This window comes from Pseudomonas sp. NFACC24-1, from assembly GCF_900115235.1.
GTDB lineage: Bacteria > Pseudomonadota > Gammaproteobacteria > Pseudomonadales > Pseudomonadaceae > Aquipseudomonas > Aquipseudomonas fluorescens_AA.
Genome location: NZ_FOVS01000001.1, coordinates 268,214 through 281,634 on the forward strand (window position 1 = coordinate 268,214; position 13,421 = coordinate 281,634).

At 62.0% G+C, this 13,421-nt stretch carries 11 protein-coding genes; 9 read left to right on the forward strand and 2 right to left on the reverse strand.

From position 1 onward, the window contains the following. Window position 1 precedes the first annotated feature (1 nt). On the reverse strand, window positions 2–1,075 hold the full coding sequence (gene rlmM, locus BM317_RS01325) for a 23S rRNA (cytidine(2498)-2'-O)-methyltransferase RlmM (RefSeq protein WP_092166626.1): 1,074 nt from the start codon (window positions 1,073–1,075) through the stop codon (window positions 2–4). 173 nt (window positions 1,076–1,248) lie between these two features. Here rlmM and acnA point away from each other — a divergent pair, with 173 nt between their 5' ends. From acnA to BM317_RS01340, 3 genes are all read left to right on the forward strand, one after another. Then, window positions 1,249–3,990: an aconitate hydratase AcnA gene (gene acnA / locus BM317_RS01330; RefSeq protein WP_092166628.1), complete on the forward strand. Its 2,742-nt coding sequence runs from the start codon at window positions 1,249–1,251 to the stop codon at window positions 3,988–3,990. Window positions 3,991–4,283: 293 nt separating this feature from the next. After that, a complete protein-coding gene (locus BM317_RS01335) occupies window positions 4,284–5,072 on the forward strand; it encodes a CPBP family intramembrane glutamic endopeptidase (RefSeq protein WP_092166631.1) in 789 nt (262 codons plus the stop codon). A gap of 77 nt (window positions 5,073–5,149) precedes the next feature. Then, entirely contained in the window at window positions 5,150–6,715 is a 1,566-nt protein-coding gene (locus BM317_RS01340) for a methyl-accepting chemotaxis protein (RefSeq protein WP_092166633.1), read from the forward strand. Window positions 6,716–6,883: 168 nt separating this feature from the next. Here the strand turns inward: BM317_RS01340 and BM317_RS01345 are convergent, their stop codons facing one another. After that, a complete protein-coding gene (locus BM317_RS01345) occupies window positions 6,884–7,570 on the reverse strand; it encodes an alpha/beta family hydrolase (RefSeq protein ID WP_092166636.1) in 687 nt (228 codons plus the stop codon). Between the two features lie 96 nt (window positions 7,571–7,666). On the opposite strand from BM317_RS01345, the gene ccoN (BM317_RS01350) reads away from it, so the two are divergent. The 6 genes from ccoN (BM317_RS01350) (at window position 7,667) to ccoO (BM317_RS01375) (ending at window position 13,417) form a co-directional block, all read left to right on the forward strand. Continuing rightward, window positions 7,667–9,091 carry a cytochrome-c oxidase, cbb3-type subunit I gene (ccoN, locus tag BM317_RS01350; protein WP_003199614.1) on the forward strand — a complete coding sequence of 475 codons (1,425 nt, stop codon included), beginning with the start codon at window positions 7,667–7,669 and terminating at the stop codon, window positions 9,089–9,091. Between the two features lie 10 nt (window positions 9,092–9,101). Next, on the forward strand, window positions 9,102–9,710 hold the full coding sequence (gene ccoO / locus BM317_RS01355; RefSeq protein ID WP_053120686.1) for a cytochrome-c oxidase, cbb3-type subunit II: 609 nt from the start codon (window positions 9,102–9,104) through the stop codon (window positions 9,708–9,710). A gap of 5 nt (window positions 9,711–9,715) precedes the next feature. Next, window positions 9,716–9,916 (forward strand): cbb3-type cytochrome oxidase subunit 3, encoded by a 201-nt coding sequence (locus BM317_RS01360; RefSeq protein WP_060743060.1) that lies wholly within the window; start codon window positions 9,716–9,718, stop codon window positions 9,914–9,916. Then, the gene (gene ccoP / locus BM317_RS01365; protein WP_092166638.1) at window positions 9,913–10,869 is read left to right on the forward strand and encodes a cytochrome-c oxidase, cbb3-type subunit III; all 957 of its coding nucleotides are present in this window, start codon (window positions 9,913–9,915) and stop codon (window positions 10,867–10,869) included. Before BM317_RS01360 ends, ccoP begins: the two co-directional genes overlap by 4 nt. A gap of 497 nt (window positions 10,870–11,366) precedes the next feature. Next, a complete protein-coding gene (gene ccoN / locus BM317_RS01370; RefSeq protein ID WP_030140905.1) occupies window positions 11,367–12,809 on the forward strand; it encodes a cytochrome-c oxidase, cbb3-type subunit I in 1,443 nt (480 codons plus the stop codon). Next, window positions 12,809–13,417 (forward strand): cytochrome-c oxidase, cbb3-type subunit II, encoded by a 609-nt coding sequence (gene ccoO, locus BM317_RS01375; RefSeq protein ID WP_053120680.1) that lies wholly within the window; start codon window positions 12,809–12,811, stop codon window positions 13,415–13,417. Before ccoN (BM317_RS01370) ends, ccoO (BM317_RS01375) begins: the two co-directional genes overlap by 1 nt. Window positions 13,418–13,421 lie beyond the last annotated feature (4 nt).

A 13,421-nucleotide genomic window follows, 5' to 3' on the forward strand; every position in this document is an offset into this window, starting at 1 on the left:
GCTAGCGGGATTTCGGCTTCTTCGTGTCCAACCGCCGCAAATGGCAGGTCACTTCCTCACGGTCGTGGTACAGCTGCTTGCAACCGATCTCGACCTTGATGCCCCGGGCCTTGAAGCCATCAGCGATACGCTCGAGCAGGCGCTTCACCTCGGCATAACGCTGCTTCATCGGCAGCTTGAGGTTGACCACGGCCTCGCGGCAATGGCCCTCGCCAATCCACTCTTCCAGCATCGCCGCGTTGCGCGCAGGCTTTTCGACGATGTCGCAGACCATCCAGTCCACCGGCTGCTTGGGCTTGAACGTGAAGCCGTCCGCCATCAGGTGCTGCACCAGGCCGGTGTCCATCAGGCTTTCGGCCATGGGGCCGTTGTCGATGGCCGTGACCAGCATCCCACGGTTGACCAGTTGCCAGGTCCAGCCGCCTGGCGCGGCGCCGAGGTCCACGCCGGTCATGTCACTGTGCAGGCGCTCATCCCACTGGTCCCGGGGGATGAAATGGTGCCAGGCCTCTTCAAGCTTGAGTGTGGAGCGGCTCGGCGCTTCCCGGGGGAACTTCAGGCGCGGGATGCCCATCGGCCACATCGCCGAATTGTCCGCGTCCGCCAGGCCCAGGAACACTTCACGGCCACTTTTGAATGTCAGCAGCAGACGCGGCTTGCGGGGGTCGTCCACCAGCTTGCCGGCCCCGCTCAGTGCTTTGCGCAACGGGCCTTCGAATTTCTTGCAGAAGTTCGACAGTTCCTTGCCGTCATTGGTGTCGACCACCTCCAGCCACAGGCTGCCGCAGGTCGGGAACGCCGACATGTGAGCCAGGATGACGCTGATACGGTCGGTTTCCGGCAATTCAATGAACGTGCCCCGCGCCCACTGGCGTGGAAAAATCAGCTCGGCAAAACGCTGCCCGCGCATCAGCCGCTCGGCGCCGTCCTCTTCGGTACAGACAAATTCGGCGCAGGCACTGGCCGGTTTGGCCTTGGCGTAGCCGGCCACGTTGAGCCGGGCCGCGTGCTCGGCGATCTCGGAACAGACCTCGCCTTCGAAGCCTGGCCGGCAGTGCATAAAAAGCGTGTTCATTGAAACTCCGTAGCAAAGCCTGTCACGAAAACCGCCGCATGATAGCGGAGTTCGGAACCGCGAACCTTGCTATAGAGTCCAGTGATTAGTCATACGCTCAAAACAGGGCTAGGTTAAAGGCTCTGTCCGTCCCCCTCCGTCCGTAGCCGTGCGGACTCAAAGGAGTGATTTCAATGCCGTCCCTCGATAGCCTGAAAACCCTTAAAACACTGCAAGTCGACGCCAGGACCTACCATTACTTCAGCCTGCCGGATGCCGCCCGAAGCCTGGGTGACCTGGACAAGCTGCCCATGTCCTTGAAGGTGCTGCTGGAAAACCTGTTGCGCTGGGAAGATGAAAAAACCGTCACCGGTGCCGACCTCAAGGCCCTGGCCGGGTGGCTCAAGGAGCGCCGCTCCGACCGCGAGATTCAATACCGCCCGGCACGGGTACTGATGCAGGATTTCACCGGTGTCCCCGCCGTGGTCGATCTGGCCGCCATGCGAGCCGCCATGGAAAAGGCCGGCGGCGATCCCCAGCGGATCAACCCGCTGTCACCGGTGGACCTGGTGATCGACCACTCGGTGATGGTAGACAAGTTCGCCAGCAGCCAGGCGTTCGAGCAGAACGTCGACATCGAAATGCAGCGCAACGGCGAACGCTACGCCTTCCTGCGCTGGGGCCAGAGCGCCTTTGACAATTTCAGCGTAGTACCGCCGGGCACCGGCATCTGCCACCAGGTCAATCTGGAATACCTGGGCCGCACCGTGTGGACCAAAGAAGAAGACGGCCGCACCTACGCCTTCCCCGATACCCTGGTGGGCACCGACTCCCACACCACCATGATCAACGGCCTCGGCGTACTGGGCTGGGGCGTCGGCGGGATCGAGGCGGAAGCGGCCATGCTCGGCCAACCGGTGTCGATGCTGATTCCCGAGGTCATCGGTTTCAAACTCATCGGCAAGCTACGCGAAGGCATTACCGCCACCGACCTGGTGCTGACCGTCACGCAGATGCTGCGCAAGAAAGGTGTGGTGGGCAAATTCGTCGAGTTCTATGGCGACGGCCTGGCCGACCTGCCCCTGGCCGACCGCGCCACCATCGCCAACATGGCCCCGGAATACGGCGCCACCTGCGGTTTCTTCCCGGTGGACGAGGTGACCCTGGACTACCTGCGCCTGTCCGGGCGCCCGACAGAGACCGTGAAGCTGGTAGAGGCTTATTGCAAGGCCCAGGGCCTGTGGCGCCTGCCCGGCCAAGAGCCGGTGTTCACCGACACCCTGGAGCTGGACATGGGCAGCGTCGAGGCCAGTCTCGCCGGGCCCAAACGCCCTCAGGACCGGGTTTCGCTGCCGAATGTCGGCCAGGCTTTCAGCGACTTCCTGGGGTTGCAGGTCAAACCCACCAGTAAAGAAGAAGGCCGCCTGGAAAGTGAAGGCGGCGGTGGCGTCGCGGTGGGCAATGCCGACCAGGTGGGCGAAGCCGAGTACGAATTCGAAGGCCACACCCATCGCCTGAAAAACGGCGCGGTGGTGATTGCCGCCATCACCTCGTGCACCAACACCTCCAACCCCAGCGTCATGATGGCCGCCGGGCTGCTGGCGAAAAAAGCCGTGGAAAAAGGCCTGGTCCGCAAGCCTTGGGTCAAGAGTTCCCTGGCGCCGGGCTCCAAGGTGGTCACCGATTACTACAACGCGGCCGGCCTGACCGAGTACTTGGATAAACTCGGTTTCGACTTGGTGGGCTATGGTTGCACGACCTGTATCGGCAACTCCGGGCCGTTGCCGGACCCCATCGAGAAAGCCATCCAGAAAGCCGACCTGACCGTGGCCTCGGTATTGTCGGGCAACCGCAACTTCGAAGGCCGGGTGCATCCGCTGGTGAAGACCAACTGGTTGGCCTCGCCGCCGCTGGTGGTCGCCTATGCCCTGGCCGGCACAGTGCGCATCGACATCAGCAGCGAGCCGCTGGGCAACGACCGGGACGGCAAGCCGGTGTACCTGCGGGACATCTGGCCCAGCAGCCAGGAAGTGGCCGCCGCCGTGGCCCAGGTCAACACCAGCATGTTCCACAAGGAATACGCCGCCGTGTTTGCCGGTGACGAGCAATGGCAGGCCATCGAAGTGCCGCAAGCGGCGACTTACGTCTGGCAGGATGACTCGACCTACATCCAGCACCCACCCTTCTTCGACGACATCGGCGGGCCGCCACCGGCCGTCAGGAACGTCGAGGGCGCCCGGATCCTGGCCCTGCTGGGAGACTCGGTGACCACCGACCACATCTCCCCGGCCGGTAACATCAAGGCTGACAGCCCGGCCGGTCGCTACCTGCGCGAACAAGGCGTGGAGCCACGGGACTTCAACTCCTACGGTTCAAGGCGCGGCAACCATCAAGTCATGATGCGCGGCACCTTCGCCAATATCCGCATCCGCAACGAAATGCTCGACGGTGAAGAAGGCGGCAACACGATCTACATCCCCAGTGGCGAACGAATGCCGATCTACGATGCCGCCATGCTCTACCAATCCACGGGCACGCCCCTGGTGGTGATCGCCGGCCAGGAATATGGCACGGGCTCGAGCCGGGACTGGGCGGCCAAGGGCACCAACCTGCTGGGGGTCAAGGCGGTGATCGCCGAAAGCTTCGAGCGCATCCATCGCTCCAACCTGGTGGGCATGGGCGTGCTGCCGCTACAGTTCAAGCTCGACCAGAACCGCAAGCGCCTGAACCTCACGGGCAAGGAAACCCTGGACATCCTGGGGCTCAATGACGTCGAACTGACGCCACGGATGAACCTGCCCCTGGTCATCACCCGGGAGGATGGCAGCCAAGAGCGAATCGAAGTGTTGTGTCGGATCGATACCTTGAATGAAGTGGAATACTTCAAGGCCGGCGGGATTCTTCACTACGTCTTGCGACAATTGATTGCAGGTTAAAACACGCCCCTGTGGGAGCGAGTTTGCTCGCGATAGCGATGGATCAGCCAGCATCAGTGTTGGCTGACTTGCCCCTATCGCGAGCCAGCTCGCCCCCACAGTTATTTAACAGGCGCTGTTTTGTATGAGCCCGCCTATAATCCTGCCGGCACTCACGCAACCGCGTCAGCCAACTGCCTGCCCCTCCTGCGCATGAATCTGCACGGACACAAATGTGCTCTTTGCGCGACACGGTGGCGTCGAAGCCCCGACAGCCGCCCTCGCCCAGAGCGTCCCCGTTAAAAGGATGTTGTATGCCCGCTTTGCCCTGGCTTCACCTGGCCCTTCTTTCCACAGGCTATGGTCTGGCGCTGGTCTATGGCCATCTGGCCTGGACTGCACTCATCTCGATCGGGCTGCTGCTGTTCGCCGGGTATGCGGTTCGCCAGCGACAAACGCCGGTTGGCCGGTTTCTCGGGCATACCCTGTTCCTGGTCATGGCCCTGGCACTGGCACTGCACTGGATGCCTGGCTTCTTCAACGGGCGGGTGATCCCGGCGCAACGTTTGACCGATGACGCCGCACCGTTTGCCATGTACCTGAACCAGGACAAGCCGCTCATCGGCTTCTGGCTGTTGCTGGCCTGCCCCTGGATCGTCGGCCGGCGCTCGTTGAGGTTGTCGTCCTACGCCACGGCCATGGGTTTGGCCCTGAGCGCGGTCCTGGCCCTTGGCGGTGCGATGCTGCTGGGGATGATCCACTGGGCGCCGAAATGGCCGGACCATGCCTGGATGTGGGTACTTAATAATCTTTTATTGGTCACGCTGGTGGAGGAAGCGCTGTTTCGTGGCTACATTCAGGGTGGCTTGAGCCGACGCTTCAAACACCTGCGTCAGGGCGACAACCTGGCATTGCTCCTGGCTTCGTTGCTGTTCGGCCTAGTGCATGCGGGCGCGGGTTGGCAATGGGTGCTGCTGTCGGGGCTGGCGGGGCTCGGTTACGGCCTGGCGTATCGTTTTGGCGGTCTGGGCGCGGCGATTGCCACGCATTTTCTGCTCAACCTGCTTCATTTCGCCCTCTTTACCTACCCGATGCTGGCGTGATAGCGACAGGCAAAAATAACTTCAACTAAAACCTGACGGCGCCGACAACCTTTCAAAGCCTTGCGGATCTACACACCATGCGTAACAACCAACCCGTCACACAACGCGAAAGGACCTTCCCGGCCCAGCAACGATTGATTTCGACCACCGACGCCAAGGGTGTCATCACCTACTGCAACGACGCGTTCGTTGAAATCAGTGGGTTTTCCAAGGAAGAACTGATCCGTTCGCCGCACAACCTCGTCCGTCACCCCGATGTTCCGTCAGCCGTGTTCACCCATATGTGGGGCACGCTGAAACAAGGCTTGCCATGGATGGGCATCGTCAAGAACCGCAGCAAGAACGGCGACCACTACTGGGTCAACGCCTACGTCACGCCCATCTTCGAAGGTAACCAGGTGGTCGGCTACGAGTCGGTACGGGTCAAGCCCACCGCCGAGCAGATCGGCCGGGCCGAAGCACTTTACCAGCGCATCAACCAGGGCAAGTCCGCGGTGCCTGGCAGCGACAAATGGCTGCCGATGCTGCAGGACTGGCTGCCGTTCATCCTGGTCAGCCAGTTGAGCTTCGTCGTGGGCGCCTTCTTGAACTCCCACTGGGGTTTTGCCCTGGCCGCCGTGCTTTCGGTGCCACTGGGGCTGATCGGCCTGCAATGGCAACAACGCGGGATCAAGCGCCTGCTGCGCCTGGCCGAGCAAACCACCTCCGACCCGCTGATCGCCCGGATGTACACCGACAGCCGCGGCGTCCAGGCACGCCTGGAAATGTCGATTCTCAGTCAGCAAGCGCGCCTGAAAACCTGCCTGACGCGCCTGCAGGACACCGCCGAGCATCTTAACGACCAGGCTCGCCAGTCCAACACGTTGGCCCATGACAGCTCCAGCGGCCTTGAGCGCCAGCGGGTGGAAACCGAACAGGTCGCCACGGCCGTCAACCAGATGGCGGCAACGACCCAGGAAGTCGCCAGTCACGTGCAGCGCACCGCCGATGCCACCCAGGAAGCCAATCGCCTGACCAGCCGTGGCCGCGACATCGCCGGGGAAACCCGCGAAGCCATCGAGCGGCTGTCGGTGGTGGTCGGTGAGACCGGTAACACCGTGACTCAGCTGGCCAAGGACAGCGACGAGATCGGTGGCGTGGTCGACGTGATCAAAGGCATCGCCGACCAGACCAACCTGCTGGCCCTCAACGCCGCCATTGAAGCGGCCCGTGCAGGTGAGATGGGGCGCGGCTTTGCCGTGGTGGCCGACGAAGTACGCCAACTGGCGCAACGCACCAGCGAATCCACCGGGCAGATCCATGGCCTGATCGCCAAGCTCCAGCAAACCGCCAACAATGCCGTGCAAACCATGGAGGCCGGCCACCGCCAGGCCGAAGAAGGCGTGGCGCGGGTGATGGAAGCGGACCAGGCATTGGTGGGCATCAGCGAAGCGGTGGCCAACATCACCGACATGACCACCCAGATCGCCGCCGCCACCGAGGAGCAAAGCTCAGTGGCCGAGGAGATCAGCCGCAACATCAGCAACATCTCGGAACTGGCCGACCAGACCTCCGGCCAGGCCCACAGCTCGGCGCTGCTGAGCGAAGAGCTGACCCGCACGGCGAATTCGCAGTATTCGTTGGTGGAGCGGTTCAACCGCTGATTTCAGTTGGCAATCCAAAAACCCGGACAGCGAACGCTTCCGGGTTTCTTGTTGCCTGGGCAGCCGCCATCGCGAGCAAGCTCGCTCCCACAAGGGGTTCGTGAGCGCCACACATCCAGTGTGGGAGCGAGCTTGCTCGCGATGAGGCCCTGACAATAAAAAAAGCGCTTATTGAAGAAACGCCGCCACCTTGCCCGCCGCCGCCTCCAGATGCTGCTCATGACTGAACCCCGACGCCTTCAGCGGCTTGAGGTCATGATCCCCCGCCACCAGCCACATCACCTCGATGCTCGGGGACAATTCATATCCCTGCACCGCCTCCCGGTTACCCAAGGCATCACGCTCGCCCTGGACGATCAAGGTCCGGGTCTTTAACCCTGCCAAGTGCTCGACCCGCGGCTTCTCCGGCTTGCCCACCGCATAGAAGGGATAACCCAGGCACACCAGCGCATCGGCACCCAACTCATCGACCAGCAGGCTCGCCATGCGCCCGCCCATGGACTTGCCGCCAATGGCCAGCCGCCCAGCGACAAAAGGCCGCACCGTGGCGTACACCTCACGCCAGCATTCCAGCAGCTTGGGTGCCGGGTTGGGAGGACGCCTGCCCCCATCCTGGCGCCGCTGGGCCATGTAGGGAAACTCGAAGCGCAACACGTTGACGCCCCGTACGGCAAGGCGTGCGGCCATTTCTTCCATGAAGCCGCTGTCCATCGGTGCACCGGCACCATGGGCAAGGATGAGGGTCGGGGGCTCGGCAACGATACCCGGTTGCGCGGCGGTCCATAGCCAACCGTGTTCGGCCACGCACCGCGCCCATTGATCCCCGTCAATACTGGCCTTGTGCTGTTTGTCCATGCTTGCCTCGCTTTTAGTCTGCCTATAACTCCAGGCGAAGAACGCCGCACTGCCTTGCGCAGGCGCTCACTTCGGCTGAACCGTGGATGGGGAACCATGAACACTTCTATCAGTACCGCCTACAACTACAAGGTGGTCCGCCAATTCGCCATTATGACGGTGGTGTGGGGCATCGTCGGCATGGGGCTCGGGGTTTTTCTCGCCGCCCAATTGGTCTGGCCACAGCTCAACTTCGATTTGCCCTGGACCAGCTTCGGCCGCCTGCGCCCGTTGCATACCAACGCGGTGATCTTCGCCTTTGGCGGCTGCGCATTATTTGCCAGTTCGTTCTATTCGGTGCAACGCACCTGCCAGACACAGCTGTTCGCGCCGAAAATCGCCGCGTTCTGCTTCTGGGGCTGGCAATTGGTGATCCTGCTGGCGGCCATCAGCCTGCCCCTGGGCTACACCAGCTCCAAGGAATACGCCGAGCTGGAATGGCCGATCGACATCCTGATCACCATCGTCTGGGTCGCCTACGCCATCGTGTTCTTCGGCACCGTGGCCAAGCGCAATACCAAGCACATCTACGTCGGCAACTGGTTCTTCGGCGGATTCATCCTGACCGTGGCGATCCTGCACATCGTCAACAACCTGGAACTGCCGGTGAGCTTCACCAAATCCTACTCGGTGTACGCCGGGGCCACGGATGCGATGGTGCAGTGGTGGTACGGCCACAACGCCGTGGGCTTTTTCCTCACCGCAGGCTTCCTGGGGATGATGTACTACTTCGTGCCCAAGCAGGCCGAGCGCCCGGTTTATTCCTATCGCTTGTCCATCGTCCACTTCTGGGCGTTGATCACCCTGTATATCTGGGCCGGCCCGCACCACCTGCACTACACCGCGCTGCCGGACTGGGCGCAGTCCCTGGGCATGGTGATGTCGCTGATCCTGCTGGCACCCAGCTGGGGCGGCATGATCAACGGCATGATGACCCTGTCGGGTGCCTGGCATAAGTTGCGCAGCGACCCGATCCTGCGCTTCTTGGTGGTGTCCCTGGCGTTCTACGGCATGTCGACCTTCGAAGGTCCGATGATGGCGATCAAGACGGTCAACGCCCTCTCCCACTACACCGACTGGACCATCGGCCACGTACACGCCGGTGCACTCGGCTGGGTAGCGATGATTTCCATCGGCGCGCTGTACCACATGATCCCGAAAGTCTTTGGTCGGCCACAGATGCACAGCATCGGCCTGATCAACGCGCACTTCTGGCTCGCGACCATCGGCACCGTGTTGTACATCGCCTCGATGTGGGTCAACGGCATCGCCCAGGGCCTGATGTGGCGCGCGGTGAACGAGGACGGCACGCTCACCTACTCCTTCGTCGAAACCCTGGTGGCCAGCCACCCAGGCTTCGTCGTGCGGCTGGCGGGCGGGTCGATCTTCCTTCTCGGCATGCTGCTGATGGCCTACAACACCTGGCGCACCGTGCGGGCCTACCAGCCTGCCGAAGCCGCCGCTGCCGCGCAGATGGCCTGAGGAGTCCACCATGAAACACGAAACAATCGAAAAAAACGTCGGCCTGCTGATGCTGCTGATGGTCCTGGCCGTGAGCATTGGCGGCCTGACCCAGATCGTGCCGCTGTTCTTCCAGGACGTGACCAACAAGCCGGTGGACGGCATGAAGCCCTACACCGCCCTGCAACTGGAAGGCCGCGACATCTATATCCGCGAAGGCTGCGTGGGCTGCCACTCGCAGATGATCCGCCCGTTCCGCGCCGAGACCGAGCGCTACGGCCACTACTCCGTCGCTGGCGAAAGCGTCTGGGACCACCCGTTCCTGTGGGGCTCCAAGCGTACCGGGCCGGACCTGGCACGGGTCGGCGCGCGCTACTCCGATGACTGGCACCGCGCCCACCTGTACAACCCGCGCAACGTCGTGCCCGAGTCAAAAATGCCGGCCTACCCATGGCTGGTGGCCCAGGCGGTGGACAGCAGCCACACCGAAGGCAAGCTGCGCGCCATGCGCACCCTCGGCGTGCCGTACACCGACGACGACATCGCCGGCAGCGTGGCCTCGCTCAAGGGCAAGACCGAAATGGACGCGCTGGTGGCCTACCTGCAAGTGCTCGGCACTGCCATCAAGAGCAAGAGGTGAGCCTGATGTTCTTTGAAATGAGCACTGGAATGATCCGTGGCCTGGGCACCGTCGTGGTGTTCATCGCCTTCATCGGCCTGACCCTGTGGGTATTCAGCAGCAAGCGCGGCCCGGAATTCGCCCAGGCGCGCCTGCTGCCGTTCGCCGACGAACCGCCCGCCGACATCACCCCCCAAGACCCTGCGACAAGGAGTACCCGGCCATGACCACCTTCTGGAGTACGTGGATCTGCGTACTGACCATCGGCAGCCTGATCGGCCTGACCTGGCTGCTGATCGGCACCCGCAAGGGCGAGACCAAGGGCAGCGTCGACCAGACCATGGGCCACAGCTTCGACGGCATCGAGGAGTACGACAACCCGCTGCCACAGTGGTGGTTCCTGTTGTTCGCCGGCACCCTGGTGTTTTCCGTCGGCTATCTGGTCCTGTATCCGGGCCTGGGCAACTGGAAAGGCATCCTGCCCGGCTACGAGAACGGCTGGACCGGCGCCCATGAATGGGAAAAGGAAATGGCCAAGGCCGATGCCAAATTCGGACCGATCTTCGCCAAATTCGCCGCCATGCCCGTGGAAGAAGTGGCCAAGGACCCGCAGGCACTGAAAATGGGCGGTCGCCTGTTCGCCTCCAACTGCTCGGTCTGCCATGGCTCGGACGCCAAGGGTGCCTTTGGCTTCCCGAACCTGGCCGACAGCAACTGGCGTTGGGGCGGTGCTGCCGACACCATCAAGGCGACCATCATGGGCGGCCGCATGGCGGCGATGCCGGCCTGGGGCGAAGTGCTGGGGGACGCGGGGGTCAAGAACGTGGCCGCCTATGTACGCCACGACCTGGCCGGCCTGCCGTTGCCGGCAGACAGCGGTGCCGATCTGCAAGCCGGCCAGCAGGCCTTCAACACCACCTGCGTGGCCTGCCACGGCGCCAACGGCCAGGGGACCGAAGCCATGGGCGCGCCGAACCTGACGCAACCGGCCGGCTTCATCTATGGCACCAGCCTGGCCCAGTTGCAGCAGACCATTCGCCATGGTCGCCAGGGCCACATGCCAGCGCAGAATGAGTTGCTGGGCAATGACAAGGTGCAACTGCTCGCGGCTTACGTTTACAGTCTTTCAAAGACTGATGAGCAGTTGAGCGGCAAGCCGCAAGCTGCAAGCCTCAAGTAAAAGCAAAAGCAAAAGCAAAAGCTGCAAGCGACGCGCACTCGCTTGCAGCTTGAAGCTCGCAGCTCGCAGCTGCTTCTTTTTGTCGCACCCCTCCCATCGTCTTCCTTTCGGTTCCCCGGAATCAGGTCTAAGCTTGCCTCTGCGTGCGCTGGCGACTGCCGGTTTCAGGTCGACCCGACCCGATGCGTTCGACAATCGTTCGATAAAAAGGCCGCAAAGGCAGGTGAATACCGGCTGTTGCGATAATTGCCTGGCATCACCCGAACACCGTGTTCGAACACACCCCGTTACAACCGACCTGACCCCCTCGCCTCTTTCCTTCGTTGCGACATTTTGCCGAGGGCCAATTTTGTCCCTACTCAGCACATGGAAAGGCCGCAGAATCTGCTTTGGAAAGCATTGACCCAGGTCATGGCGCGTTGCAATGACCCCCCGCTTTCTCCATACTTGCGACCGATTTTTATCCTAATAAAACACCCAAACCGTGGAACCTTAGAATGAGCACAGCAATCAGTCCGACTGCTTATAACTATAAGGTAGTCCGCCAGTTCGCCATCATGACGGTGGTCTGGGGGATCCTTGGCATGGGGCTCGGTGTCTTCATCGCCTCGCAACTGGTCTGGCCGGAGTTGAACTTCGATCTGCCATGGACGACATTTGGACGCCTGCGCCCGCTGCACACCAACCTGGTGATCTTCGCCTTCGGTGGTTGTGCATTGTTTGCCACTTCTTACTACGTCGTGCAGCGAACCTGCCAAACGCGACTGATCTCCGACAGCCTCGCCGCCTTCACCTTCTGGGGCTGGCAAGCGGTCATCGTCGGTGCGATCGTGACCTTGCCAATGGGTTTCACCACCACCAAGGAATACGCGGAACTGGAATGGCCCCTGGCTATCCTGCTGGCCATCGTCTGGGTGACCTACGGTTTGGTGTTCTTTGGCACCATCGTCAAGCGCAAGACCAAGCACATCTACGTCGGTAACTGGTTCTACGGTGCCTTCATCGTCGTGACCGCCATGCTGCACATCGTCAACCACGCCTCCCTGCCGGTCAGCTTCTTCAAGTCGTACTCGGCCTATTCGGGCGCGACCGACGCGATGATCCAGTGGTGGTACGGCCACAACGCCGTGGGCTTCTTCCTGACCACCGGCTTTTTGGGGATGATGTACTACTTCGTGCCGAAACAGGCCGAGCGTCCGATCTATTCCTATCGCCTGTCCATCGTCCACTTCTGGGCGTTGATCACCCTGTACATCTGGGCCGGTCCGCACCACCTGCACTACACCGCACTGCCGGATTGGGCGCAGTCCCTGGGCATGGCGATGTCGATCATCCTGCTGGCGCCAAGCTGGGGCGGCATGATCAACGGCATGATGACCCTCTCGGGTGCCTGGCATAAGCTGCGCACCGACCCGATCCTGCGCTTTCTGGTGGTGTCGCTGGCGTTCTACGGCATGTCGACCTTCGAAGGCCCGATGATGGCCATCAAGACCGTCAACTCCCTGAGCCACTACACCGACTGGACCATCGGCCACGTACACGCCGGCGCACTCGGCTGGGTGGCAATGATTTCCATCGGCGCCATCTACCACATGATCCCGAAACTGTTCGGTCGTGCGCAGATGCACAGCACCGGCCTGATCAACGCGCACTTCTGGCTCGCGACCATCGGCACCGTGCTCTACATCGCCTCGATGTGGGTCAACGGCATCACCCAAGGCCTGATGTGGCGTGCGATCAACGACGACGGCACCCTGACCTACTCGTTCGTCGAAGCGCTGCAAGCCAGCCATCCTGGTTTCATCGTACGTGCCCTGGGCGGCGCGTTCTTCGCCAGCGGCATGCTGTTGATGGCCTACAACGTGTACCGCACCGTTCGTGCCTCTGACCCGGCTGAAGCTGAAGCCGCCGCCAAGATCGCCGTAGTTGGAGCTCACTGATGAAGCACGAAGCAGTAGAGAAGAATATCGGCCTGCTGGCCTTCTTCATGGTCATCGCCGTGAGCATCGGCGGTCTGACCCAGATCGTTCCGCTGTTCTTCCAGGACGTGACCAACAAGCCGGTCGAAGGCATGAAGCCGCGTACTGCCCTTGAACTGGAAGGCCGCGACATCTACATCGCCAACGGCTGTGTGGGCTGCCACTCGCAGATGATCCGTCCGTTCCGTGCCGAGACCGAACGCTACGGCCACTATTCGGTTGCCGGTGAAAGCGTCTGGGACCACCCGTTCCTGTGGGGTTCCAAGCGGACCGGCCCGGATCTGGCCCGCGTTGGCGGCCGTTACTCCGACGACTGGCAGCGTGCGCACTTGTACAACCCGCGCAACGTTGTGCCTGAGTCGAAAATGCCGGCCTACCCGTTCCTCGTAGAAAACAAGCTCGACGGCAAAGACACCGCCAAGAAAATGGAAGTCCTGCGGGCCTTGGGCGTGCCTTACACCGACGAAGACATCGCCGGTGCCAAGGATGCCGTCAAGGGCAAGACTGAAATGGACGCGCTGGTGGCCTATCTGCAAGGCCTGGGCACCATCATCAAAAGCAAACGGTGATCTG

What these genes read in the sequence shown, in the direction of transcription:
- BM317_RS01340 (WP_092166633.1), top strand. Translation starts at nt 5,150, where the DNA reads ATGCGTAACAACCAACCCGTCACACAACGCGAAAGGACCTTCCCGGCC.
- acnA (WP_092166628.1), top strand. Translation starts at nt 1,249, where the DNA reads ATGCCGTCCCTCGATAGCCTGAAAACCCTTAAAACACTGCAAGTCGAC.
- ccoO (WP_053120680.1), top strand. Translation starts at nt 12,809, where the DNA reads ATGAAGCACGAAGCAGTAGAGAAGAATATCGGCCTGCTGGCCTTCTTC.
- rlmM (WP_092166626.1), bottom strand. Translation starts at nt 1,075, where the DNA reads ATGAACACGCTTTTTATGCACTGCCGGCCAGGCTTCGAAGGCGAGGTC.
- ccoN (WP_003199614.1), top strand. Translation starts at nt 7,667, where the DNA reads ATGAACACTTCTATCAGTACCGCCTACAACTACAAGGTGGTCCGCCAA.
- ccoO (WP_053120686.1), top strand. Translation starts at nt 9,102, where the DNA reads ATGAAACACGAAACAATCGAAAAAAACGTCGGCCTGCTGATGCTGCTG.
- ccoN (WP_030140905.1), top strand. Translation starts at nt 11,367, where the DNA reads ATGAGCACAGCAATCAGTCCGACTGCTTATAACTATAAGGTAGTCCGC.
- ccoP (WP_092166638.1), top strand. Translation starts at nt 9,913, where the DNA reads ATGACCACCTTCTGGAGTACGTGGATCTGCGTACTGACCATCGGCAGC.
- BM317_RS01360 (WP_060743060.1), top strand. Translation starts at nt 9,716, where the DNA reads ATGTTCTTTGAAATGAGCACTGGAATGATCCGTGGCCTGGGCACCGTC.
- BM317_RS01345 (WP_092166636.1), bottom strand. Translation starts at nt 7,570, where the DNA reads ATGGACAAACAGCACAAGGCCAGTATTGACGGGGATCAATGGGCGCGG.
- BM317_RS01335 (WP_092166631.1), top strand. Translation starts at nt 4,284, where the DNA reads ATGCCCGCTTTGCCCTGGCTTCACCTGGCCCTTCTTTCCACAGGCTAT.